This window comes from Heyndrickxia coagulans 36D1 (assembly GCF_000169195.2).
Classification (GTDB): domain Bacteria; phylum Bacillota; class Bacilli; order Bacillales; family Bacillaceae_C; genus Weizmannia; species Weizmannia faecalis.
Window position 1 is genome coordinate 16,814 of the sequence record NC_016023.1, and the last position, 24,204, is coordinate 41,017.

The window sequence follows — 24,204 nt, forward strand, 5'->3', positions numbered from 1 at the left end:
CTATACCATAACAGGCAAAAAAAAGCAAACAGCGGGCTTTAACCGTATTTAGAAAAGCGACAGCTGGTTCTGCTCCGGCAGCGACTCTAAGCAGCCGTGCCCGTCAAGGTATTCCATAATCGTTTTGGAGACTTTTCCGCGGCGCTGCAAGTCTTCTTTAGAAAGGAATTCGCCTTCTTCGCGCGCTTTTACGATATTGACCGCAGCGTTTGTACCAAGACCCGGAATCGCATTAAACGGCGGAATGAGCGAATCGCCGTCAATGACAAACTTGTCTGCTTCCGACCGGTACAAATCAATCGGCTGGAAGCGGAAGCCGCGCGCCGTCATTTCAAGCGCCAGTTCGAGCACGGTCAGCAAACTTTTCTCCTTCGCCGATGCGTCCATCCCTTTTGCATTAATTTCACTGATTTTTGCCTTGATGGAATTCGAGCCGTGGATCATGACATCGAGATCGAAATCCTCCGCGCGCACCGTAAAATACGTCGCATAGTAGATCAGCGGATGGTACACCTTGAAGTAAGCGATCCTTACCGCCATCAGCACATAGGCGGTGGCATGGGCTTTCGGGAACATGTATTTAATCTTTTTGCACGATTCAATATACCAATTCGGCACGTTTTGCTTGATCATTTCCTCTTCCATTTCAGGCGTGAGCCCTTTCCCTTTCCGTACCGATTCCATAATTTTAAAAGCAAGGGAGGGCTCTAAGCCCTGATAGATTAAATAGACCATAATATCGTCCCGGCAGCCGATTACTTCAGGCAGGGTGCAGGTGCCGTTTTGGATCAGTTCCTGGGCGTTGCCGAGCCATACGTCCGTTCCGTGCGAAAGCCCTGAAATCTGGACCAGTTCGGCAAAAGTCGTCGGCTTTGTATCTTCCAGCATCTGGCGCACAAACTTTGTGCCAAATTCCGGAATACCGAGCGTGCCGGTTTTACACATAATCTGCTCTTCCGTAACCCCGAGCGGTTCCGGCCCACTGAAAATTTTCATCACTTCCGGGTCATCGGTCGGGATCGTTTTCGGGTCAATCCCGCTTAAGTCCTGGAGCATGCGGATGACGGTCGGATCATCGTGCCCGAGTATATCAAGCTTCAAAATATTATCGTGGATCGAGTGGAAATCAAAATGCGTTGTCCGCCATTCCGAATTGTGATCGTCCGCCGGATACTGGATCGGCGTAAAATCGTATATATCCATATAATCCGGGACGACGATAATGCCGCCCGGATGCTGGCCGGTCGTCCGTTTCACCCCGGTGCAGCCCTGGACAAGCCGGTCAATTTCCGCGCTCCGGAATGTCAGGTTATGGTCCTGGGCATACCCTTTTACATAGCCGTAGGCCGTTTTTTCCGCAACCGTGCCGATCGTGCCGGCGCGGTATACATACTCTTCGCCGAACAACACTTTTGTATAGGCGTGGGCGCGCGGCTGGTAATCGCCCGAAAAGTTCAGGTCAATATCCGGCACCTTGTCCCCTTTAAAGCCAAGGAACGTTTCAAACGGAATATCATGGCCGTCTTTTTTGTATTTTGCCCCGCACGCCGGGCAGTTTTTATCCGGCAGGTCAAAACCGGAACCGACCGAACCGTCATTGAAAAACTCGGAATGCTTGCAGTTCGGGCACACATAATGCGGCGGGAGCGGGTTGACTTCGGTGATTTCCGTCATCGTTGCAACAAGCGAAGAGCCGACAGACCCCCGCGAACCGACAAGGTAACCGTCATTCAATGATTTCTTGACAAGTTTATGGGCAATCAGATAAATGACCGCAAATCCGTGGCCGATAATGCTTTTTAGCTCTTTTTCAAGCCGTGCTTCGACGATTTCGGGAAGCGGGTCCCCGTAAATCATCTTCGCGCGCTTATAGCTTTGCTCGCGGATTTCTTCTTCCGCCCCTTCAATTTTCGGCGTGTACAACTCATCTTTTACCGGCTTGACGTCCTCGATTAAGCCGGCAATTTTATTCGTGTTGTCAACCACGATTTCTTTTGCCTTTTCTTCGCCTAAAAACGAGAAGCATGCAAGCATTTCATCCGTCGTGCGGAAATGCACGTCCGGCAGCCGGTGCCGGTTCAGCGGATTGGCACCGCCCTGGGAGCTGATCAGGATTTTCCGGTAAATTTTGTCTTCGGGGTTTAAATAATGGACATTGCCTGTTGCGACAACCGGCAGATTTAATTTTTCCCCGAGCCTGACGATTTTCGTGATGATTTCTTCAAGCGCCTTTTCATCCCTTATCAGTTCCTGGTCGATGAGCGGGGCGTACACTTCTTTCGGATGGACTTCAAGATAATCATAAAAGCGGGCGATCTCCTCTACTTCCGCCGGATCTTTCTGCATCATGCCTTCAAATACTTCGCCTTTGTCACAGCCGGACCCGACGAGAATGCCTTCCCGGTACTTTTGCAGCTCGGAACGCGGAATACGCGGCACACGGTAAAAGTAATCGATATGGGAAAGAGAAATCAGTTTAAATAAATTTTTCAAGCCTTCCTGCGTCCGGACAAGCAGCGTGCAGTGCGACGGGCGCGCCCGCTTGTACGCGCCGCCTTCCCCCATATACTGGTTCAGCTCGTCATGGTATGTGATCCCCCGGTTACGGGCGTCTTTCAGCATTTTTAAAAAGATTTGTCCTGTTGCTTCCGTATCGTAGATTGCGCGGTGGTGCTGGGTCAGTTCCACATTGAATTTTTTCGCGAGCGTGTTCAGCCGGTAGTTTTTGAAATCCGGATATAAAAACCGTCCGAGTTCGAGCGTATCAATGACGGGGTTATTGGATTTCGGCAGCCCGGCTTTTTTCAGGCCAACGTTTAAAAACCCGATGTCGAACGAAGCATTGTGGGCTACAAGCACCGCGTCGCCAATCCATTCATTGTATTCTTTCAACACTTCGGAAATGTCCGGCGCATCTTTTAACATATCGTCGGTAATATGGGTCAGCTCAATAATCGTATTGGACAGCGGACGTCCGGGATTGGCAAACCGTTCAAACGTATCGACCACTTCGCCGTCTTGGATTTTCACCGCAGCGATTTCGATGATCGTATCATAAACGGCAGATAATCCCGTTGTTTCAACGTCAAAGACGACATATGTCGCTTCATCAAGGTGGACGTGCGCATCATTATAGGCAATCGGCACCCCGTCGTCGACAAGATTGGCTTCAACGCCGAAGATGACTTTTATACCGTTCTTTTTGCCGGCGCTGTAAGCTTCCGGAAAACTTTGCGCGACGGCGTGGTCTGTGATCGCAATCGCCGGATGGCCCCATTTTTTTGCCTGGGCGACAAGGGTAGACGCGGAAGTGACCGCATCCATCTGGCTCATCGGCGTATGGAGATGGAGTTCGACCCGCTTCTCATTTTCCGGCGCATGGTCTTTCCGGACGCGCGGGGCTACTTCAGAAAGATCGTTGGCGATCATGACCAGATCACGGACAAACGTATCGTTCTGGATGCTGCCGCGCGCACGCAGCCACATCCCTTTCTTCACGCGGGCAAATTGTGCGGCATCTTCCTTATCCCGCGAAAACATCTTCACGAGAATGGAGCTCGTATAATCGGTGATTTTTAACGTCAAAAGCGTCCGCCCGCTGCGCAGTTCTTTCGTTTCGACGTCAAACACATAGCCTTCCACCGTAATCCGCCGTTCTTCATCAACAATCTCGGAAAGGCGGCGGATATCATCATCGGGCGGGATTCTCAGCCCGATCATAAGCGGTCCCGCGTCGTGCGTTTCTTCCCCGCTCTGTTGCTCATTCACGTGCTTCTGCATTTCGAGAACGGCCTGTTTTGCCCGTTCCTCATCTTCTTTTTTCTTTTCTTCCATAAATTTGGCGTATGCTTCACTTGCTTCAGGTGCCGCCGAAATTTCCGTGTCAAACATCAGCTGCGGAAAACCGGCCCGTTCGTAAAAACGGACGATCCATTCCCCGTATTTTTGTTTTAATGTCGCTGCTTCCGGTTCATTGCGGCCGGTTACCACCAGCTTATTGCCGGAAAGTGACGGCACCTGCTCCGCAAGTAGGGACAAAAGCATCGGCGACATGCCTTCCAGTTCTCCTAGGCACGCTTTCCAGTAATCGGCAATCAGCGCCGGCCCAAAAGAAGGGTCTTTCGCCCGGATTGAAAAACGGACGTCGGCAATATGCTGAAAAGCCTGGCGCAAACGGGTTGTAAATGTCAAGTACACTTCAAAGGGGAGAATTTTTTCGAGCAAAAAATAAAAATGCCATCGCTTTGACTGGCGTTCCACAACTAGTTTTTCAATTTCTCCGTATTTAAAATGCTCGTAAAACCTGTCATCAAGCAGTTCCAGCTGCCGGAGCAAAATCTGGAACCTTTCTTTCTTTCCGGCGGGATTTTCAATCATCTTGTCCTCTCCCATCCTTTTTCATTCAATCTATCTTTATCTTAAAAAACAAGCGTCCCGAATGCAATCTTTCCGGAATTTTTCCCGGTAGTGTTGAAAGGTTCGGGTGTTGAAATTTTCCAGGCAAAACATTTTCTGCCTCTTTTTTGCAGGAAAAGAAGAGAAGCACCGGCCGGTAAGCCGATGCCCCTGTCATGAAGCAAGTTGTGCTAAAATATTAGAAATTGTCTCGGCCAAATCCTCTTTTTTCACTTCGAGCACTTCCCCGGTTTTTCTGATTTTCACTTCGACGATGCCTTCCGCCGCTTTTTTCCCGACGGTTACCCGGACAGGCAGGCCGATCAGGTCGGAATCCGCAAATTTCACACCCGGGCGCTCGTTTCTGTCATCCATCAAGACGGTAAACTGCTTTTCAAGTTCCGCATGGAGCGATTCTGCAAGGGCGGATTGTTGGGCATCCTTCATATTTACCGGAACGAGATGCACGTCAAACGGCGCCAGATTGACAGGCCAAACAAGCCCTTTATCATCGTTATGCTGTTCGCACACTGCTGTTAAAGTGCGGGAGACACCAATCCCGTAACACCCCATCAACATGACCTGCTCCCTGCCGTTTTCGTCTAAAAAGGCGGCGTGCATGGCCTCACTGTATTTTGTGCCGAGTTTGAAAATATGCCCGACCTCTATGCCGCGTGCAAACCGGATCGTTCCCTTTCCGTCCGGTGACGGGTCGCCTTCCTGGATATTGCGGAGATCCCCGTATAGATCGACGCGGTAATCCCTCTCCGGATTCGCATTCACATAGTGGAAGTCATTCTCATTGGCACCGCAAATGCCGTTGACTACATAGCGGACGGCGTGATCGGCCAAAATCCGGATCTGTTCCGGCGCGCCGACAGGGCCGAGCGAACCGGGATCCGCCCCCATGATCGACTTGATGGCTTCCGGATCTGCCATTTCAATCGTTTCAGAACCGAGAAGATGTTTGACTTTGACTTCATTTACGTCATGATCGCCCCTGACCAGCACAATGACATATTCATCATCCGCTTTCAGCACAAGGGTCTTCAGGCATTTTTCAGGATCTGCCTTTAGAAAGTCCGCAATTTGCGCGATCGTTCTTTGCCCCGGGGTCGGAATTTTTTCGAGCGGTTTTTCCGCTTCATCCGGCTTTGTGTAAACGGTCTTCACTTCCGCCATTTCAATATTTGCCGCATAATCGGATGAGTCGGAATACGCAATGGTGTCTTCCCCGATTTCAGACAGCACCATAAACTCCTGCGTATCTTTCCCGCCGATCGCGCCCGAGTCCGCCAATACGGCGCGGAAATCCAGTTTGCACCGCGAGAATATATTGGTATAAGCCCGATACATATCCTTATACGTCTCATCAAGGCTCTCTTTGTTGGCATGGAAAGAATACGCGTCTTTCATGATGAATTCCCGTCCGCGCAGCAAGCCGAAACGCGGGCGCTTTTCATCCCGAAATTTCGTTTGAATTTGGTATAAAGAAAGCGGCAGGCGTTTATACGATTTTACTTCGTTCCGAATTAAACTTGTGATCACTTCTTCATGCGTCGGCCCGAGCGCAAAGTCCCGTTCATGCCGGTCCTTAAGGCGCATCAAATCCGGCCCGTAAGAATACCAGCGCCCCGATTCCTGCCACAATTCCGCCGGCTGGAGGGACGGCATCAGCAATTCCATGGAACCGATAGCTTCCAATTCTTCGCGGATAATCGCTTCAATTTTATGTAAGACTTTTTTCGCGAGCGGCAAATACGTATAAACACCGCTTGCAATTTGCCGTATGTAACCGGCACGGAGCAGCAGCTGATGGCTTTTCACCTCGGCTTCTGCCGGTACGTCCCGCAATGTCGGAATAAACAATTTGCTCTGTTTCATACATCGCACTCCCGTATTCATTTATTATAGATCAGTCGCGTTGATTACGTTCCTTCGTTTCTATTCCCCCGATTCAGCAAACCAGGTCCAAGGTTGGATGGTAAGAGATTGTAAATCAAAAGCCGGGCCAGGGTGCTAGAAATGCAGATTTTAAAAGGGATCCGCACGGTAAAAATACGAAGATTTGGCGTTGCTTGTGAAGACGAGCGGGCCAAACCGGGCTAATGGCGGATCAAAAATGCAAATCCATTTTATAACCGTCTCCGTAAAGCAGGTAAGGAAGCAGGCCCTTTTGCAACAGGGCCCGCTGGAACCCCCTCGAAACCGGAAACTTTACAGGAAAAATCTTTGGATATCATTCCAGGTGACAATAATCATCAACAGCATCAGAAGCGCAAAACCGATAAAATGGACGATGCCTTCTTTTTGCCGGTCAATCGGTTTGCCCCGCAATGCTTCGATGCCGAAAAACAGCAGCCTGCCGCCATCTAAAGCCGGCAGCGGGAGCAGGTTCATAATCCCGATGTTGATGCTCAACAATCCTGCCCATTTAAACAAATAAATGATGCCCGACTTGGCGACGGTCTCTGTTGATTTGTAAATGCCGACAGGGCCTGACAGCATATCAATGGAAAAGCCGCCGCTGATCAGGTGGCCAAGCAGTTTAAAAATTTCCACCGTCCAAACGTATGTCTGTGTAATGCCGTACGTGGCTACTTTCAGCGGGGAATGGTCAACCGGGCTGGTCACGCCGATTCTCCCGATGGTCTTCCCGTCCTCTGAAATGCTTTTTGGCGTCACCGGAATGTCCATTGTTTTGCCGTTCCGTTCCACTGTAAACGTAATTTTTTCATCAGGGTGTTTTTGGATCACGTCGACAATGTCATTCCACGTCGAGATTTCGGCACCGTCAATGCTGATCACTGTATCCCCTTTATGCAGCCCGGCCTTTGCCGCAGCACTGTCCTTGACAACCGTTCCGAGCACCGGATCGGTCATCGGCACCCCCTGCACCACGGCCATAAGGGTAAAGACAAGGGCTGCCAGAACGAAATTCATGAGCGGGCCCGCAAAAATCGTGAGCGCCCGCTTCCCAAGCGATTTGGAGGCAAACTGGCGGTCCCAAGGCGCGATTTGCATTTCCATCCGGTCTTCGACAAGCACGGCATCCCTTTTCACTTTAAACGTCCGGAGGTGTTCATCATCGCCTTCTTCATAGCCTTTGATTACAAGCGCACGTTCCAGATCTGCAGATTCCGTTTCAATCATGCGCAATCCGGTATACCGGTCTTTTCCGTTCACCACGATTTTTTCAACGGCTTCGTTTTCATCGAAAAGCAGCCCAACCCGCTGGCCTGGCTTCAACTCCGGCATATCCGGGTCTTCCCCCGCCATCCGTACGTATCCGCCGATCGGAAGCAGGCGGACGGTATACTGCGTTTCGTTTTTCTTAAACGAAAGGATCTTCGGGCCGAATCCGATCGCAAATTCGCGGCATAAAATCCCGGCTTTTTTGGCAACAAAGAAATGCCCGGCTTCATGGAAAATGACAAGTGAACCAAAAATCAAAATAAAGGCTATAACTGTCGTCAAATGAATACCACCTTACTTTAAAATAGTCTCCGCCTTTTTCAGGAACTCCGGGCAAGCTCCCGCTTATATGAGCGAGGCCACATAGTCCCGCGTCTCACGGTCAACGGCCCAGATCGTTTCCAAATCAGGGTGTATAATTACATTATGCCTTGCAAGCGCCTTTTCAATCAACTGATCAATTTGCAAAAACGAAATTTTTTCCTGCAAAAAGGCATGGACCGCCACCTCATTGGCCGCATTCAGCACGGCCGGCATCGATCCGCCGGCTTTTCCGGCTTCATAGGCAAGTTTCAGGCAGTAAAAGCGTTCTTCATCCATTTTTTCAAAATGAAGCCGGCCGATTTCCGCCAAATCGAGCCGCTTTGCATCCGGTAGCGGCAACCTTTTTGGAAATCCGAGCGCATATTGAATCGGGATGCGCATATCGGGCATCCCGAGCTGCGCCTTTACGCTGCTGTCACGGAATTCGACGAGAGAGTGGATGATGCTTTCGCGGTGCAGGATAGTATCAATTTTTTCAAAGGGAAGGCCGAACAGCCAGTGTGCTTCAATGACTTCGAGCCCTTTATTCATCATTGTTGCCGAATCAACCGTGATTTTGGCGCCCATCGACCAATTCGGGTGGTTCAGCGCATCTTTTACGGTGACGGTTTCAAGCTGTTCCCTTGTATAATCACGGAAACTGCCGCCGGATGCGGTAATGATGAGCCGTTCGATCTCATCCCGGTTTTCCCCTTGCAAACATTGAAAAATGGCGGAATGCTCGCTGTCGATCGGAAGAATTTCAGTTTCGGCGCGCCTTGCTGCATCCATCACGAGGTGGCCAGCTGTGACGAGCGTTTCTTTATTGGCGATCGCAACAGTTTTCCCCGCCCGGATCGCCTCCAAAGTCGGCAACAGCCCGACACTGCCAAGCACCGCATTGACCAAAATATCCGATTCGGCATATACCGCCGTTTCGACCATCCCTTTTTCCCCGTAGAGCACAACCGGGCTGTCCCCGAATTCGGTTTTCAGCCGGGCACAGTCTTCTTTGTCAGCGACAGAGACAAGCGCCGGATGAAACTCCGAAATAATTTTCCTCGTTAAATTGAGATTTCTCCCTGCTGAAAAGGCCGCGAGCCGGAATGCTTCCGGATGGTTCCGGATCACATCCAGCGTTTGTGTACCAATGGAGCCCGTCGCCCCCAATAAGCTGATTTGCTTCAATGCTATCCACCTCTTTTTCTATCCCGCCATCATTTTTAAAAAATGGATAAGCGGGAGGACAAACAATAAACTGTCAAAGCGGTCCAAAATGCCGCCGTGCCCGGGCAGGATTTTCCCTGCGTCTTTTACCCCGTAATGCCGTTTATACGCGGATTCCACCAAATCCCCGATCTGGCCGAAAACGGAGAGGACGACCGTGGACACCATGAGCCGCCCGAGCCCGAGGCCGATATTGGAATAGAAAAAAAACAGCACAGCAACAATGACCGCACACAGTACGCCGCCAAGCGCGCCTTCAACCGTTTTATTCGGGCTGATCTCTGGCCACAGCTTATGCTTTCCAAAAGCCCGTCCGACGAAATAAGCGCCGGAATCCGTTGCCCAAATGAGAAACAGGGCGTAAAAAATATAGGTTATGCCCGCATCTGGCGCATTTCTTGTTTCAATAAAATAATAAAAGCCGATGCCAACGTAGATGGCGGACAAAATGTGGAAACCAGCCTGCTCAAATGTAAACCGGTTTTTCGTCACCACCATGTAGGCAAGAAAAAGCAGCACGATCATATACACCAATTCAAGCTTTGAAAAGCCTGTTTGTGCGATGACATGCATATACTTTGATGGAAATAAAATCAGCCAAAGCAGCAGGACGGAAAGGAGGCCGCCAAAGGAAAAAAATGACTGTTTTCCCATCCGCAACAGCTCGTATAGCGCAACGGTCGCCATGGCATACACGAGCAGCGCAAACGGCCATCTCCCGTATATCACAAAAGGAATAAAAAAAGCTGCTGCCACGATGGCTGTAATGATTCTTTGCTTCATTCAGACTGCTCCTCACTTTTTAAACCGCCGTATCTTCGGGAACGTTTTTGATATTCTTCAATCGCACTTAAAAAATGTTCCTCATTAAAATCCGGCCATAACACATCGGTAAACACAAACTCCGTATACGCCAGCTGCCACAACATAAAATTGCTGAGCCGGATTTCCCCGCTCGTCCGGATTAAAAGGTCGGGGTCCTGCAGGCCGTGCGTCATTAAGTACTGGTGGAACACTTCCTCGGTCAGCTCGTTTTCATTCATTATACCATTTTTTACATCCATTAAAATATTTCTCACGGCGCGCATAATTTCATCCCTGCTCCCGTAGTTCAACGCAAAATTGAGAATCAGCCCGTCGTTTTGCGCCGTTTCACTGATCGCTTTATTGATGGCCCTTTGAGTATGAAGCGGGATTTTTTCTTTGCACCCCATCATCTGCACTTTCACATTTTCCGCTTTCAGCTCGGGAAGATAAGTGGATAAAAATTCTTCCGGCAGCTTCATTAAGTATTCCACTTCTAATTTTGGCCGTTTCCAGTTTTCTGTTGAAAAAGCATACAGCGTCAATACTTTGATTCCGAGCCGGTTGGCGATACGGGTAATTTTCCGGACGGTTTTCATGCCTTCGTGATGGCCGGCCACCCGCGGCAAATGGCGTTTTTTCGCCCATCTTCCGTTGCCGTCCATGATGATGGCGACATGTTCCGGGATGGCGGCAGCTTTCACTTTTTCGCCGCGGGTTGTCGTGTCGCGGCCTTCTTTATCGAAAGATTTCCATCTTTTTAAATTCATATGCACATTTGCCCTCCAAATGGTATCCGCCTGCAACTTTATGCACGGTACCGCGGCCATACGTGTTCAGTCGTTTCCGGCAAAAGTGGTATGACCTTTGTATTCCATTTGCCAACCTCTATTATAGAGAAAATGGATGCGTTTGTGTAGTTCTGTTTTTTAAACGATCCGGCCATTTGGTTTGGGGGTGTATGGAAAACCGGCTTTGTATCCCCTTTTAAACGCGTGTGTAGCCCCATTTTCCGGCAATATGACAGGATTTTAGAACCGGAACATTCCATGCTCCCGGGAAAAGCGCGCACTGATAACATAATAAAAAACTTCCATCGGCCGCTTGCCAACGGAAGTTTTTTGTCCGGCAGTCAGACTTCCATAATTTCCTGCTCTTTTGTTTTTGTCATTTTATCGATTTTTTGAATGTGCTGGTCGGTGATTTTCTGAACGTCTTCCGCGAAACCACGATGCTCATCTTCTGTAATCTCACCGTTTTTCTCCTGCTTTTTCAGTTCATCATTGGCATCGCGGCGCACGTTACGGATGGCAACTTTTGCTTCTTCCGCTTCTTTTTTGATGAGCTTCACCAGTTCTTTTCTACGTTCTTCCGTTAAAGGCGGGATGGAAAGGCGGATTACGGAACCGTCATTATTCGGCGTAAGGCCGAGATCCGATTTTAAAATGGCCCTTTCAATTTCACCCAGCACCGTTTTATCATACGGCTGGATCACCATCAGGCGCGCTTCCGGCACGGAAATGGACGCAAGCTGGTTTACAGGTGTCCTAGCGCCGTAGTAATCTATCGTGATTTTATCGAGCAGGGCCGCGTTTGCACGCCCCGCACGGATGGAGCCGAGTTCGCGCTGAAAAGCCTGGATTGCTTTTGCCATTTTATCTTTTGCAGTGTCAATGACCTGATTTGCCATCATATTTTCCCCCTAACGATTGTCCCAATGGTTTCGCCCAAGACGGCGCGTTTGATGTTTCCTTCCTCCATAATTGAGAATACTATAAGCGGGATGTCATTGTCCATACATAAAGAGGACGCGGTGGAGTCCATGACAGCGAGGCCGTCTTTGATGACATCCAGATATGAAAGCTCTTCATATTTCACAGCATCTTTGTCCAGTTTCGGATCGGCAGAATAAACACCGTCCACATTATTTTTTGCCATTAAAATGACATCGGCTTCAATTTCTGCTGCACGCAGCGCGGCGGTCGTATCGGTGGAGAAAAACGGGTTGCCCGTACCGGCGGCAAAAATAACGACACGACCCTTTTCCAGATGGCGGATGGCCCGCCTTCTGATATAAGGTTCTGCCACCTGGCGCATATCAATGGAAGTCTGCACGCGTGTTTCCACGTCGCTCTGTTCCAGGCTGTCCTGAAGGGCCATTGCATTCATGACCGTGGCGAGCATGCCCATATAATCAGCCGTTGCCCTGTCCATTCCCATCTGGCTGCCGATCTTGCCGCGCCAAATATTGCCGCCGCCGACGACAATCGCCACTTCAACGCCAAGCTCGACAATTTCTTTTACTTGCCGCGCGACGGACTGGATGACCGTCGGATGAATACCAAAGCCCTGCTCTCCAGCCAATGCCTCACCACTTAATTTCAATACGACACGTTTATATTTAGGGGTGTCCATTTTGAACCTCCAATATGGTTATGTAAAATTGCCCCGGTCCATCTTTGCCGGTAAACGGGGCGTTTTTTTTGCAAGGTTAAAATCCTGCCTTCTTTTAAAAAGAGGAACACACTGTGTTCCCCTTTTAAAACTAGTTTTTCTTCACTTGATTCATGACTTCTTCAGCAAAGTTTTCCTGGCGTTTTTCAATGCCTTCGCCGACTTCATAACGGACAAAATCTGCCACTTTTGCATTATGGGAAGCGACGAACTGCCCAACCGTTTGATCCGGATTTTTGACAAACGCCTGGTCTGCCACACAAATTTCCTCGAAGTATTTCTTCAAGCGTCCTTCCACCATTTTTTCCACAATCTTTTCCGGTTTGCCTTCGTTCAGCGCCTGTTGTTTTAATACTTCGCGTTCATGGGCCACTTCTTCTTCCGAAACCTGGTCGCGGGAGATGTATTTCGGATTCATCGCTGCAACATGAAGGGCAACGTCTTTTGCAACAGAAGCATCGGTTGTGCCTTCAAGAACAGTGAGCACACCGATACGGCCGCCCATGTGGAGGTATTCGCCGAACGCACCGTTATCCGTTTTCGTTTTCAGGGCAAAACGGCGGAGCGAAATTTTTTCACCGATTTTGGAAATCGCCTGTGTAATAAAATCATTGACAGTCGATCCGTTTGCCATTGTTGATTGTAAAGCGGCATCCAGATCGGCCGGTTTGCTTTGAAGCAAATGTTCAGCGATTTCTTTTACAAGGTTTTGGAATTCTGCATTTTTTGCAACAAAGTCTGTTTCGGCATTGACTTCGAGAATGACGGCGTGGTTGCCTTCGCTTAATACGTAAGTGGTTCCTTCTGCAGCAACGCGGTCTGCCTTTTTCGCCGCTTTTGCGATCCCTTTTTCACGAAGATAGTCCACCGCTTTTTCCATATCGCCGTTCGTTTCCGTCAGCGCTTTTTTGCAATCCATCATGCCTGCGCCGGTTTTTTCACGAAGTTCTTTCACCATTTGAGCTGTAATTGCCATCGGATTTCCTCCTTCAAGTTTATGTACGTCTCCCTAAAAAAAGGTGATAAGCACAAACCTTCTTATCACCTTTTTTATTGGGATATTTTGGGTAAGGTGCGGCCGCTGTCAAACCCCGGCCGGAAAACGGATCAGGCTTCGACAGTCGTTTCTTCCGTGCCCGCTGCTTCGCCGGATTCGGCCGGAACTTCAGCGGCACCTTCTTCGCCCTGTTTTGCTTCCACAATAGCATCCGCCATTTTGCTGGTCAAAAGTTTGACCGCACGGATCGCATCATCGTTTGCCGGAATGACATAGTCAATTTCATCCGGATCGCAGTTTGTATCCACAATCCCGATAATCGGAATGTTTAATTTTCTTGCTTCCGCTACCGCGATGCGTTCTTTGCGCGGATCGATTACAAACAATGCATCCGGCAGGTTCCGCATATCTTTAATGCCGCCAAGGAATTTCACCAAACGGTCGTGTTCTTTTTTCAACTGGACGACTTCTTTTTTCGGAAGGACATCAAATGTGCCGTCTTCTTCCATTTTTTCGATTTGTTTCAAACGGTCAATCCGTTTTTGGATCGTTTCAAAGTTGGTTAAGGTTCCGCCAAGCCAGCGGTGGTTCACGTAAAACATGCCGGAACGTTCCGCTTCATCTTTAACGGATTCCTGCGCCTGTTTTTTCGTGCCGACGAACAGAATATTTCCGCCGTTGCCTGCAAGATCTTTTACAAAGTTATAAGCTTCTTCTACTTTTTTGACCGTTTTTTGCAGGTCAATAATATAGATGCCGTTCCGTTCCGTGAAAATGTATTTTTTCATTTTCGGGTTCCAGCGGCGCGTCTGGTGGCCGAAATGGACACCGGCTTCGAGCAGTTGTTTCATTGAGATTACTGACATTTTATTTCCTCCTATGGTTTTTTTCCTCCGCCCCAATCCTTTTCAAAAGGAGACCGCTTAAAAGCAGCACCGTCCTTTAAATCATGAAGCGTGTGTGATAACACCAACGATTACTATACCATAAAAAAAAATGCGAATCAAGCATTATCCGCGTCCTGTCTGAAATTTGAGAAGCAGCTCGATTTCCGTGCGGCCTTTATTTAATTTTTGGGCAATTTCATCAACAGTATACCCGTTTTGTTGCAAATCATTCACTTTTTGCAAAAGGCTTTTTTCTTCCTGAAGCTGCCCATCGCTTTGTTCCCCTGAAATTTGCCGGGCCGCATTCCGGTACGCCCGGTTTGCGGATACCTGGATGAGCGCACCTGACTTCAGTTCCGCTGTTTCTTCTGTCTCAGGCGGCTGTTTTGTTTCCGAACCCGGCTGTCCCGTTTCCGGCCCTGCTTTTTCCGCCGGGCTTGCCTCTTTCATCCTGCCTGCTTTCATTTTTTTGATGAAAGCATCGTTTTCTTCTTTTAACTCCATCAGGTATACGGAAAAGATGTCTTCAATTTCTTTCACCATTTTATTGACGTTTTGTTCTGCCCGGGCAAAGCGGTTTTGCCGTAAATAGAGCAGGATGATGGCAAAAATGGAGAGCACATTAAATAGGAAAGAAAGAATGAGGAAAAAAATAACCGTTTGATTCACCCCCTCTGATTACAGCAGCCGTTTTTCCAAAATATTCCGCAGTTTGTAAATGGCCTTCGAATGGATCTGGGAAATCCGGGAAGTGGAAAGCCCCATCACTTCGCCGATTTCTGTCAGCGTGCATTCTTCCTGATAAAAGAGGCTCAGCACAAGCTGCTCTTTTTCCGACAGGGCACGGATGGCCTCCGCCAGTTCCTTTACGGTTTCCTTTTTTTCCAGCTCGGATTCCGGCTGGCCGGCATTCCTGTCCCCGGACACGAACCGGGATGCTGCTTCCGGTTCATCATTATCGGTGCCCGTTTCTTCAATCGACAGGACATTGGCAAAAAACTGTTCATTCATCGTTGTGCAGACTTCCGTTTCTTCCATGCCAAGCTCCAAAGCGACTTCTTTTGGAGAAACGGTGCGCAAGTATTTCTGCTCGAGACTTTCAATGGCGCTTTCAATTTTTTTCGCTTTTTCCCTTGTGCCTCTTGACAGCCAGTCTTCTTTCCGCAGGCCGTCCAAAATCGCGCCGCGGATCCGAAAAGAAGCATATGTATCAAATCTCAGTTCGCGGGACGGATCAAATTTGTTTAATGAATCCAAAAGCCCGAACATGCCAAGGCTTTTTAAATCCTCTTTTGACACGTTGCGGGGAAGCCCGGCGGCAATTCTTTGGACATGGAAAGAAACAAGCGGCATATATCTTTTCACAAGGGCATTTCCGGCTTCCGGATCACGGGATTTAAGCCACAAATCCCAATCTTTCTGCTCCTCACCCTGTTTTGGCTCCTCCGCCATATCGCATCCCTCCTTGTTGCCATCGCTTTTCCCGAAAACAAAGGGGCGGCCTCGTCATATTTCGACAGAACCCTGGTTGACCGTTCTCACGGTCAGTACGGCATTTCCCGGGTTAAATTCAATCGTGCGGCCGCTTTTTCCCCCGGTATCTTCGGCCACCAATTGAATGCGGTACTTTTTCAGTTCCTGTTTTACAGCCTCGACATTGCGCGGCCCGATCCGCATCGCTTCATTCATGGAAGAAAAAGAAAACATTTCGGCTCCGCCGGCGATTTTTGCTAGCAGTCTGCTCTGGTGGCAGCCTGCGCTTTTCAGCATGCCGATCAGTTCAAAAATAGCGGTATCCGCAAATTTTGCTTTATTCATATGCTCTCCATTCTTCGCAATGAAGGATGAAGGCAGCATTACATGGGCAAGCCCGGCTGTTTTAGCCGGCAAATCGTACAAAACGACGCCAACGCATGAGCCAAGCCCGGTTGTCCTGATCAGGCCGGGAGAAGTGACGATCTTCATTTCCGCAATGCCCACTTTGACAATGTTCATTTCGCTATCCATCTAATTCAACCCTTAGCGCACGGAATAGGATTTCATAAGAATCCGGATCCGGAAAGAGGAAAAAATGCCCCTTCATATCGGAATTTTCCGCCTGCTCATCGCTCAGCACTGTATCAATCACGATGGCATAATCGCTGACCTGGGACAGTTCAATCAAACCATAGCTGATAATGGAACCGAACATATCAATGCTGAGTGCCGGGACGGAAGGCAGCATATCCAGCTTCGTAAAATCGGAAAGCGCCGTTAAATAAGACCCCGACAAAATATTGCCCAGTTCCAGCATCGCCGACAGCCCGAGCTCCGGGTATGGCGGCTTTTCAAAGGAGAACGACGGATCCTCGATCATTTCTTTAATGAATCTTTCGCCCTGGGCAACCGGCACGATGAAAAAAATATTGCCGGGCGCATCGCCTTCAATCCGCAAAAACACGCTCACCACAACGAGCTCAGCGCCGCCGATCAGCTCCATAATTTCTTCAAAGGAGGCAATATGGACATCCGGGACCGTCATTTTGATTTTTTTATGCAGCAATTTGGAAAGCGCCGTTGCGGCATGTCCCGCTCCGATATTCCCGATTTCTTTTAAGACATCAAGGTGAAGATTTGTGATTTTATTTTTAATATCCATTTAAAATACCCCTATTGTAATGGCGTTAAAGTTTTTTCTAAATCAAGCAGCAGCAAAAGCCTCTGGTTTATATTCGCCACACCGGAAATAAAGTCCTCTTTGCCCGCGTTTACCACTTCCGGCTCGGGTTCCACTTTTTTTTCGTCGATATCCAGAACATCCGTCGCCTCGTCCACAATTAGGCCCGTTTCAATTTCTCCAAACCGGACGATGATCAGCTTGCGTTCCTCCTTATCAGCGTCCGTGTCATCCTCCATGCCAAACCGTTTTTTCAGATCAATGACCGGAATAATGATACCGCGTAAATTCATCACGCCAAGTATAAAAGGAGCGGTAAGCGGCACTCTTGTAATATGCTGCAGCTTTTCAATGGCCAAAACCTGCGTAACCGGCAGGGCATACTCTTTATCATTCAACTGAAATACGATCACTTTCTCCAACGATCTCAACCTCTTTCCTGGGCAATGAAATGGGCGGCAAGCGCCTTGTTTTCTATTTGATCAGCGCATTGCTGTCGATGATAAGGGCAACCTGGCCGTTTCCAAGAATGGTGGCGCCTGATATGGCAAATACATTCGTTAAATAATTTCCTAAAGATTTTAATACGATTTCCTGCTGGCCGATAAAGGCGTCCACCACAAATGCAGCCAGTTTTTCCCCTTTTCGCACAATCAGTACGGAGACATATTCATCATTTTGCTTTGCATCCGGAACTTCAAATATTTCATTCAAAAAGACAAGCGGCACCACTTTGCCCCGGAAATCGATCACTTTTTGGTGATGCGCTTTTAATATTTCGCCCTTCTTAATAATGGCCGTCTCTACAATAGAGGATAACGGAACAGCATATTTTTCCGTCCCGATTTCCACAAGCATGACGGAAATGATCGATAAGGTAAGCGGCAGCTGAATCGTAAAGACGGACCCGCGCCCTTCTGCGGAATGGACAGAAATCGAGCCGCCCAATGATTGAATGGTTGATTTCACCACATCCAGCCCGACACCCCGGCCGGAAATATCGGATACATGGTCAGCGGTTGAAAAACCGGATTCAAAAATCAGGTTATAAATCTGGCTGTCTGTTAAACTGCCGGCTTCTTCCTTTTTGACAATGCCTTTTTCAATGGCTTTTTCCAACACTTTTTCACGGTTAATGCCGGCGCCGTCGTCTTCAATTTCTATAAACACATGGTTGCCGCTGTGATAAGCTTTTAACGTAATGGTTCCTGTTTCCGGCTTCCCTGCCCGCTTTCTTTCTTCCGGCTGTTCAATGCCGTGGTCGCACGAATTCCGGATCAGATGGACAAGCGGGTCGCCGATTTCATCAATGACGGTGCGGTCCAGTTCTGTTTCGGCGCCGATAATGTCGAGATCCATTTTTTTGTGCAATTCTCTTGCCAGCTGGCGGACAAGCCGCGGAAAACGGTTAAACACCGTTTCGACCGGCACCATCCGCATGTTCAAAATAATCGTTTGCAAGTCGCCGGAAATTCTGGACATCCTTTCAACGGTTTCATTGAGCTCCGGATGGTTCACTTCTTTTGCAATTTGTTCGAGGCGCCCGCGGTCAATGACCAGCTCTTCAAATAGATTCAGCAGATTATCCAGCCGCTCGATGTTCACACGGATCGTCTTGGTTGTATGTTTCTGTTTTTGCGGATGCTTTTTTGCCGGTTTTTGCGGATGCTTTTCCGCTGCGTCCGGTGCTGCCTGTTTTTTCTGCTCTGGTTCTGCCGGTTTCTCCGATTCTGCCGTTTCCGGGTGTTGACCGCGCCCATCCTGCTTTGTGAGAGTCACGGTGCTTGCTTTAACATCTTCAATCTCTGACACCTTGCAGATTTTTTCGCGAATCTCTTCCCTGTCTTCTTTTGAGATCAGTGTCACTTTAAATTCATTGTCAAACTGTTCTTCTTCCAGCTGGTCGGCCGGCGGATCGGAATGGATGATCTCGCCGCATTTTTCAAGGATATCAAAGACCATGAATACCCGCGCCGCTTTTAATAGGCAGTCGCTGCGCAATTTTACCGTGAACTGGTAACAGTTGTACCCTTGTTCTTCCGATTGAACAATCACGGCCTGTTCGTACTGGTCAAATTCGTCTTCCTCTGTTTCCGCCTTTTCCGCTGTCGCAGCTGAAGTTTCTTTCTCCGTCTTCTTCTCTCCGGCTGAACCATGATCTACCGCTTCGAGGCGGGCGATCGTCCCGCTCACATCCAATTTGCCGTCCCCACCGTTTGCAACCGATTCCACCATCGCTTCCAGATGGTCCACCGCAGTAAAAATCACATCGATAATGTCCGGGGTTACAGACAGCTTCCCGTTCCGGATGGCATCAAGCACATTTTCCATCTTATGGGTCAGATTGGCGAGATCTTCATACCCCATTGTTGCCGACATCCCTTTCAATGTGTGGGCGGAACGGAAAATTTCATTGACAATTTGCAAGTCATCCGGGCTTTTTTCAAGTAGCAGCACATTTTCGTTTAACGACTGGATATGTTCCCTGCTTTCTTCAATAAACACTTCCAAGTACTGGCTCATTTCCATCTATACCACACCCTAATCACTAATAAATTTCATGATTGCCTCCGCAATTTTTTCCAGCGGCAAAACTTCATCCACCACTTTCGCGGCAATGGCACTTCTCGGCATGCCGTAAACGATGCAGCTTTCTTCCGCTTCGGCAATCGCTCTTACGTGCCCGCGATTCTTTAAGGCGATCAAACCTTTTGTTCCGTCTGAACCCATCCCGGTCATGATGATGGCAAGTGTTTCATAGTTTTTTAGCATGCTCACCGATTCAAATGTTTTATCCACAGCCGGCCTGTGCCCGTTAACCGGCGCGGATTGCTCAAGCTGGATAAAGAGATGTGCGCCGTGCGCCTCCACGCCCATATGGAAGTCCCCGGGCGCAATATAAACCGCCCCCGGCTTGAGCATTTCGCCATCCTCGGCTTCTTTCACCCTGATGTTTGAAATGGCATTCAGCCGGTTGGCAAGCGACTTTGTAAATCCGCTTGGCATATGCTGGACAACCAGAACGGGCGCTTCCAAATTCCCGGGCAGGGAAGAAAGAACGGTTTGCAGGGCGCGCGGGCCTCCGGTCGATGTTCCGATGCAAACCAATTTTTTCTGTGCTATCCGTCCGCTTTGAACAGGATCGGACAAAGGTTGCGTGTTTTTTTCCGGTTCGCTTCCTTTACGTTTTTCCCATTTCACAAATCTGCCCCCTGTTTTTCAAAACTGTCATTTCATTGCCCTGTTATTGTCATGCATGTTTAAGATTTCAACAAAAGCCCCCTCAGTTTCCGCATAAATACCGGTGCGCGCTGGCTGGGCCCGTCCGAATTGCCGGATACATAGCGGTTAAGCAATTCATCGATTCTTCTTGCAGCCGCTGAATGTGGAAATGCACTGTAAAACGGCAGCTGCCTTGATACAGCTTTTTTTACATGCGCATCTTCCGGCACAACGCCGAGAATGTTCACTTCTTTCCCTAAAAATTTCTTAACTGTAAATTGAAGCCGGTTTAACGTCAACATCCCGTCTTTTTCTTTTTCCGCCCGGTTGCAAATTAAATAAAGGGGGGCGCTGAATTGCTGCATGTAAATATATTTCATCATCGAATAAGCATCGGTAATCGCTGTCGGCTCAGGTGTTGTGACAATAAAAATATCATCAGCCGAAAGCAAAATTTTAAGGCTTGATGGCGCGGCGCCGGCACCCATATCGAAAATGATGTAATCAAAATCATACTGGAGCAGTTCGAGCTCTGTGACAAGCCTGGTTACAGCAGCTTCTTCCATCTCGACAATCTGGGCAAACCCGTTGCCGGCAGAAATATAAGAAATACCGGCCGGCCCGTCGCATATCATTTGGGCAAGTGGGATATTCCGGTTGATAAAGTCCGAGATCGTGTATGGTGCGTCAAGCCCGAGAAGGACGTGGATATTGCCCATGCCGACATCCAGGTCAAATAAAAGGACTTTTTTTCCCCTTTCTGCAAGTGCCATTGCCAAATTGACCGAGATGTTGGACTTCCCGACGCCGCCCTTTCCACTTGCGACTGCAAGCGTTTTTGCCGGAATCCCGTGTTGCATTTTTAACTTTGCGCGCAGCTGTTCTGCCTGGTCTCTCATTTGTCGTTCTCCCCAAATACGTATTCGGCAAAAATACCGGGGGTTGCCTCGAGCATATCATCAGGGACATCCTGGCCGTTTGTCACATAAGCACAGCCTTTTCCATACTGTTCCATTAAATTGATCGCAGCGCCGTAAGTGGATGTCTCATCCAGCTTGGTGAAAATAAACCGGTCAATCCTGATGCTTTGAAAACTGTCAAAAACGGCTTTCATATCTTTCTCTTTCATCGTTAACGACAACGTCAGAAAGGTTTCCATTTCCGCATGAAAATCGATGAGTCCTGAAAGCTCGCGGACATATTGCAGCTCCCTGTAATTCCGGCCGGCGGTATCGATAAAAACACGGTCAAAATCGGAAAATTTTTCGATCGCTTTTTTGAAATCGGACAATTTATAGACCACTTCGAGCGGCACATTCAGCAGGTTTGCATACGTTTTTAATTGTTCAATCGCTGCAATCCGATACGTATCCGTTGTAATGAAAGCAATTTTTTCTTTTTTTTCGAGCACGGCCTGTGCAGCCATTTTGGCGAGTGTCGTCGTTTTGCCGACACCGGTTGGGCCGATCAGGTTCACGTACTTTTTCTGGCTCCCCCCGTATGTCAAATGGGCGAGCTTTTTTTGAAGCAGTGCCTTCGCCTGCTTTAAAATTTCGTTTTCCGTCAGATTGCCGTTTGCTTTCTCCCATTCTTCATACAGGGCATCTCCGATCACAACCAGCAGCGATTCATCCAGCCCTTGCTGCAAACCTGTGTTTAATCGTTTTTGAATCGGCAGTGGATACTTTTGGTAAGCGGGATTCCCAAATTTCGACACTTCCTGGACCACTTTTTTCAGCGCTGCGATTTCTTTTTGCAGGCTTTCTTTTTCTGAACGGACGGAGGCATCCGGTGCGCGCGCAGGTTTTTCACCACGGGCAGGGGCCGTTTGTACCGGACTGTTTTTCCCGGCATCCGGGTCAACGGCTGCAATTACTTCGATGTTCCGCTTTTTCATAAATCCAAGAAAGCCTTTGTGCTGGACCACTTTTGAATTTAAAATGACGGCCTGGTCCCCAAGCTCAAGACGGATCTGTTTCATTGCTTCAGACATATTGGGCGCCATAAACTTTTTAATTTTCATTCTATGTTCACCAGCCCTGTGCTTTGTACCTCAACGTTTGCTTCCAGTTCATTATAGGAAAGAACCGGCACCTGAGGAAAGAACCGTTCAATCATTTGCCGCAAATACATGCGGATGGCAGGCGAACAAAGGATGACCGCGGAACTGCCGGTAAGCGATACCCTCTCAACCTGCTGTGCAACGGATTCCACAATTTTTTGCGACACGGACGGGTCCAGGGAAAGATAATTGCCATGTTCCGTACGCTGGATGCCATCCGCAATCAATTTCTCTACTTTCCCCGAAACGGTGATGACTTTTAATTGCCCGTCTTGCGCATATTGCGCCGTAATTTGCCGCGCGAGACTTTGGCGGGCGTATTCCGTCAGCAAATCGGTATCTGTTGTTAATTTACCATAGTCGGCTAACGTTTCAAAGATAATCGGCAGTTTTCGGATGGAAACATTTTCTTTCAAAAGATTCGCCAGCACTTTTTGGATCTCGCCGACGGACAACGGGTTCGGTGTTACCTCTTCCACAAGCACCGGGTACGACTCTTTCAAATGGTCAATCAACGCTTTTGTTTCCTGCCTTCCAAGCAGCATATACGCGTTTTGCCGGATCGTTTCCGTAATATGGGTCGAGACAACCGTCGGGGGGTCCACGACCGTATAGCCCATCATTTCCGCCTGTTCTTTTTGTTCTTCCGTCACCCATTTTGCCGGCATTCCGAAAGCCGGCTCGACCGTCTCAATACCTTCAACGGAGCCGTCATCTTCGCCGGGCGCCATCGCTAAATAATGGTCGAGAAGAAGCTCGCCTTTGGCAAGTTCATTCCCGTTAATTTTCAACCGGTACTCATTCGGCTCAAGCTGGATATTATCGCGGATCCGGACAACCGGAATGACAATGCCGAGTTCGATGGCGAGCTGCCTGCGGATCATGACAATCCTGTCAAGCAAATCGCCCCCCTGGTTGGCATCCACAAGCGGGATCAGGCCGTAGCCGAATTCGAATTCGATCGGGTCAATATCGAGCAGGCTCATGACGCTTTCCGGGCTTTTCAATTCCTCAGGCTGGAGTTCTTCCGCTTTCTCCGCGCTTTCCTGTTCCGTCTTTTTCGGGACTTGCTGGAGCCGGAAACCGCCGATGAACAGAGCCGCTGCCACCGTCATGGTTAAAAAATCATTAATCGGTGTAAACAAGCCGAGCAGAAAGATCGTGCCTCCCGCGACATACAGCATTTTTGGGTAGGACAGCATCTGCGCCATTACGTCCTGGCCAAGATTGCCGTCTGATGCCGCCCTCGTGACCACGATCCCGGTTGCTGTCGAAATGAGCAGAGCCGGCACCTGGCTGACAATGCCGTCGCCAACGGTCATCAGCGAAAACTGGCTCGCGGCATCACTAATGGAGAGGCCGAGCTGGGTCATGCCGATAATGATCCCGAAAATAAGATTAATGAGAACGATAATGATGCTGGCAATCGCATCGCCTTTGACAAATTTGCTGGCACCGTCCATTGCGCCGTAAAAGTCTGCTTCCCGGCTGACTTTTTCCCGGCGGGCGCGCGCCTCCTGATCGGATATCATACCGGCATTCAAGTCCGCATCAATGCTCATTTGCTTGCCCGGCATCGCATCGAGCGTGAACCGGGCCGCCACTTCAGCCACCCGTTCAGCGCCTTTTGTAATTACAATAAATTGGATAATAATCAAAATCGTAAAGACGACAAGCCCGACGACGATGTTGCCGCCGACAACGAACGATCCGAACGTCTCAATGACCCCGCCGGCATTGCCGGTGGAAAGGATCGAGCGGGTGGTTGAGATATTCAGCCCGAGCCGGAATAAGGTTAAAATGAGCAGCAATGACGGAAAGACGGAAAACTGAAGCGGCTCTTTCATATTCATTGAGATTAAAAGTACCATCAATGCAAGAGAAATATTACATATAATTAAAAAGCTCAATGCCCATGTCGGAAAAGGGATAATCAGCATGGTGACGATTAAAATGACACCTGCGATCACGGGAATATCTCTCAAATCTCTTGCACTCATAC

General features: G+C 48.9%; 20 protein-coding genes. All 20 read right to left on the reverse strand.

Annotated elements, in window-relative coordinates; translation table 11 throughout:
• Positions 1-48 precede the first annotated feature (48 nt).
• The 20 genes from BCOA_RS17270 to flhA all read right to left on the reverse strand — a co-directional run bounded on the left by BCOA_RS17270 (position 49) and on the right by flhA (position 24,202).
• The gene (locus BCOA_RS17270; protein ID WP_014095418.1) at positions 49-4,377 is read right to left on the reverse strand and encodes a PolC-type DNA polymerase III; all 4,329 of its coding nucleotides are present in this window, start codon (positions 4,375-4,377) and stop codon (positions 49-51) included.
• A gap of 192 nt (positions 4,378-4,569) precedes the next feature.
• The gene (locus BCOA_RS17275) at positions 4,570-6,279 is read right to left on the reverse strand and encodes a proline--tRNA ligase (protein ID WP_014095419.1); all 1,710 of its coding nucleotides are present in this window, start codon (positions 6,277-6,279) and stop codon (positions 4,570-4,572) included.
• Positions 6,280-6,612: 333 nt separating this feature from the next.
• Positions 6,613-7,872 carry an RIP metalloprotease RseP gene (gene rseP / locus BCOA_RS17280; RefSeq protein WP_014095420.1) on the reverse strand — a complete coding sequence of 420 codons (1,260 nt, stop codon included), beginning with the start codon at positions 7,870-7,872 and terminating at the stop codon, positions 6,613-6,615.
• 63 nt (positions 7,873-7,935) lie between these two features.
• On the reverse strand, positions 7,936-9,081 hold the full coding sequence (locus BCOA_RS17285) for a 1-deoxy-D-xylulose-5-phosphate reductoisomerase (protein WP_014095421.1): 1,146 nt from the start codon (positions 9,079-9,081) through the stop codon (positions 7,936-7,938).
• A gap of 18 nt (positions 9,082-9,099) precedes the next feature.
• Positions 9,100-9,903, reverse strand: coding sequence for a phosphatidate cytidylyltransferase (locus BCOA_RS17290; RefSeq protein WP_014095422.1), 804 nt, complete (start codon positions 9,901-9,903; stop codon positions 9,100-9,102).
• Positions 9,900-10,694, reverse strand: a complete 795-nt coding sequence (locus tag BCOA_RS17295; RefSeq protein ID WP_014095423.1) for an isoprenyl transferase — start codon at positions 10,692-10,694, stop codon at positions 9,900-9,902. Before BCOA_RS17295 ends, BCOA_RS17290 begins: the two co-directional genes overlap by 4 nt.
• A 362-nt stretch (positions 10,695-11,056) precedes the next feature.
• Entirely contained in the window at positions 11,057-11,614 is a 558-nt protein-coding gene (frr, locus tag BCOA_RS17305; protein WP_026104623.1) for a ribosome recycling factor, read from the reverse strand.
• Positions 11,614-12,339 (reverse strand): UMP kinase, encoded by a 726-nt coding sequence (pyrH, locus tag BCOA_RS17310; RefSeq protein WP_014095425.1) that lies wholly within the window; start codon positions 12,337-12,339, stop codon positions 11,614-11,616. The genes frr and pyrH overlap by 1 nt, the downstream gene beginning before the upstream one ends.
• A 130-nt stretch (positions 12,340-12,469) precedes the next feature.
• Positions 12,470-13,354 carry a translation elongation factor Ts gene (tsf, locus tag BCOA_RS17315; RefSeq protein ID WP_014095426.1) on the reverse strand — a complete coding sequence of 295 codons (885 nt, stop codon included), beginning with the start codon at positions 13,352-13,354 and terminating at the stop codon, positions 12,470-12,472.
• 131 nt (positions 13,355-13,485) lie between these two features.
• Positions 13,486-14,241, reverse strand: coding sequence for a 30S ribosomal protein S2 (rpsB, locus tag BCOA_RS17320; RefSeq protein ID WP_014095427.1), 756 nt, complete (start codon positions 14,239-14,241; stop codon positions 13,486-13,488).
• 144 nt (positions 14,242-14,385) lie between these two features.
• Complete coding sequence (locus BCOA_RS17325) at positions 14,386-14,931, reverse strand: hypothetical protein (RefSeq protein ID WP_014095428.1); 546 nt, start codon at positions 14,929-14,931, stop codon at positions 14,386-14,388.
• Positions 14,932-14,940: 9 nt separating this feature from the next.
• A complete protein-coding gene (locus BCOA_RS17330; RefSeq protein ID WP_014095429.1) occupies positions 14,941-15,714 on the reverse strand; it encodes a FliA/WhiG family RNA polymerase sigma factor in 774 nt (257 codons plus the stop codon).
• 54 nt (positions 15,715-15,768) lie between these two features.
• Positions 15,769-16,269, reverse strand: coding sequence for a chemotaxis protein CheD (locus BCOA_RS17335; RefSeq protein WP_014095430.1), 501 nt, complete (start codon positions 16,267-16,269; stop codon positions 15,769-15,771).
• A complete protein-coding gene (locus BCOA_RS17340; RefSeq protein ID WP_014095431.1) occupies positions 16,262-16,900 on the reverse strand; it encodes a chemotaxis protein CheC in 639 nt (212 codons plus the stop codon). The genes BCOA_RS17335 and BCOA_RS17340 overlap by 8 nt, the downstream gene beginning before the upstream one ends.
• An 11-nt stretch (positions 16,901-16,911) precedes the next feature.
• Complete coding sequence (locus tag BCOA_RS17345) at positions 16,912-17,340, reverse strand: chemotaxis protein CheW (RefSeq protein ID WP_014095432.1); 429 nt, start codon at positions 17,338-17,340, stop codon at positions 16,912-16,914.
• 52 nt (positions 17,341-17,392) lie between these two features.
• Positions 17,393-19,447, reverse strand: a complete 2,055-nt coding sequence (locus tag BCOA_RS17350; protein ID WP_014095433.1) for a chemotaxis protein CheA — start codon at positions 19,445-19,447, stop codon at positions 17,393-17,395.
• A 12-nt stretch (positions 19,448-19,459) separates the two neighbouring features.
• Positions 19,460-20,119, reverse strand: coding sequence for a CheB methylesterase domain-containing protein (locus BCOA_RS17355; protein WP_014095434.1), 660 nt, complete (start codon positions 20,117-20,119; stop codon positions 19,460-19,462).
• Between the two features lie 59 nt (positions 20,120-20,178).
• Positions 20,179-21,039, reverse strand: coding sequence for a MinD/ParA family protein (locus BCOA_RS17360; RefSeq protein WP_014095435.1), 861 nt, complete (start codon positions 21,037-21,039; stop codon positions 20,179-20,181).
• Positions 21,036-22,163 (reverse strand): flagellar biosynthesis protein FlhF, encoded by a 1,128-nt coding sequence (gene flhF / locus BCOA_RS17365; protein WP_014095436.1) that lies wholly within the window; start codon positions 22,161-22,163, stop codon positions 21,036-21,038. Before flhF ends, BCOA_RS17360 begins: the two co-directional genes overlap by 4 nt.
• Positions 22,160-24,202 carry a flagellar biosynthesis protein FlhA gene (gene flhA / locus BCOA_RS17370; RefSeq protein ID WP_014095437.1) on the reverse strand — a complete coding sequence of 681 codons (2,043 nt, stop codon included), beginning with the start codon at positions 24,200-24,202 and terminating at the stop codon, positions 22,160-22,162. Before flhA ends, flhF begins: the two co-directional genes overlap by 4 nt.
• Between the last annotated feature and the right edge of the window lie 2 nt (positions 24,203-24,204).

Excerpts from the sequence above, each read along its gene's own strand:
- BCOA_RS17290 (WP_014095422.1), bottom strand. The coding sequence starts at position 9,903 with ATGAAGCAAAGAATCATTACAGCCATCGTGGCAGCAGCTTTTTTTATT.
- rpsB (WP_014095427.1), bottom strand. The coding sequence starts at position 14,241 with ATGTCAGTAATCTCAATGAAACAACTGCTCGAAGCCGGTGTCCATTTC.
- BCOA_RS17350 (WP_014095433.1), bottom strand. The coding sequence starts at position 19,447 with ATGGAAATGAGCCAGTACTTGGAAGTGTTTATTGAAGAAAGCAGGGAA.
- BCOA_RS17335 (WP_014095430.1), bottom strand. The coding sequence starts at position 16,269 with ATGGATAGCGAAATGAACATTGTCAAAGTGGGCATTGCGGAAATGAAG.
- BCOA_RS17340 (WP_014095431.1), bottom strand. The coding sequence starts at position 16,900 with ATGGATATTAAAAATAAAATCACAAATCTTCACCTTGATGTCTTAAAA.
- pyrH (WP_014095425.1), bottom strand. The coding sequence starts at position 12,339 with ATGGACACCCCTAAATATAAACGTGTCGTATTGAAATTAAGTGGTGAG.
- flhA (WP_014095437.1), bottom strand. The coding sequence starts at position 24,202 with ATGAGTGCAAGAGATTTGAGAGATATTCCCGTGATCGCAGGTGTCATT.
- tsf (WP_014095426.1), bottom strand. The coding sequence starts at position 13,354 with ATGGCAATTACAGCTCAAATGGTGAAAGAACTTCGTGAAAAAACCGGC.
- BCOA_RS17275 (WP_014095419.1), bottom strand. The coding sequence starts at position 6,279 with ATGAAACAGAGCAAATTGTTTATTCCGACATTGCGGGACGTACCGGCA.
- BCOA_RS17295 (WP_014095423.1), bottom strand. The coding sequence starts at position 10,694 with ATGAATTTAAAAAGATGGAAATCTTTCGATAAAGAAGGCCGCGACACG.
- BCOA_RS17360 (WP_014095435.1), bottom strand. The coding sequence starts at position 21,039 with ATGAGAGACCAGGCAGAACAGCTGCGCGCAAAGTTAAAAATGCAACAC.
- flhF (WP_014095436.1), bottom strand. The coding sequence starts at position 22,163 with ATGAAAATTAAAAAGTTTATGGCGCCCAATATGTCTGAAGCAATGAAA.
- frr (WP_026104623.1), bottom strand. The coding sequence starts at position 11,614 with ATGGCAAATCAGGTCATTGACACTGCAAAAGATAAAATGGCAAAAGCA.
- BCOA_RS17330 (WP_014095429.1), bottom strand. The coding sequence starts at position 15,714 with ATGGCGGAGGAGCCAAAACAGGGTGAGGAGCAGAAAGATTGGGATTTG.
- BCOA_RS17270 (WP_014095418.1), bottom strand. The coding sequence starts at position 4,377 with ATGATTGAAAATCCCGCCGGAAAGAAAGAAAGGTTCCAGATTTTGCTC.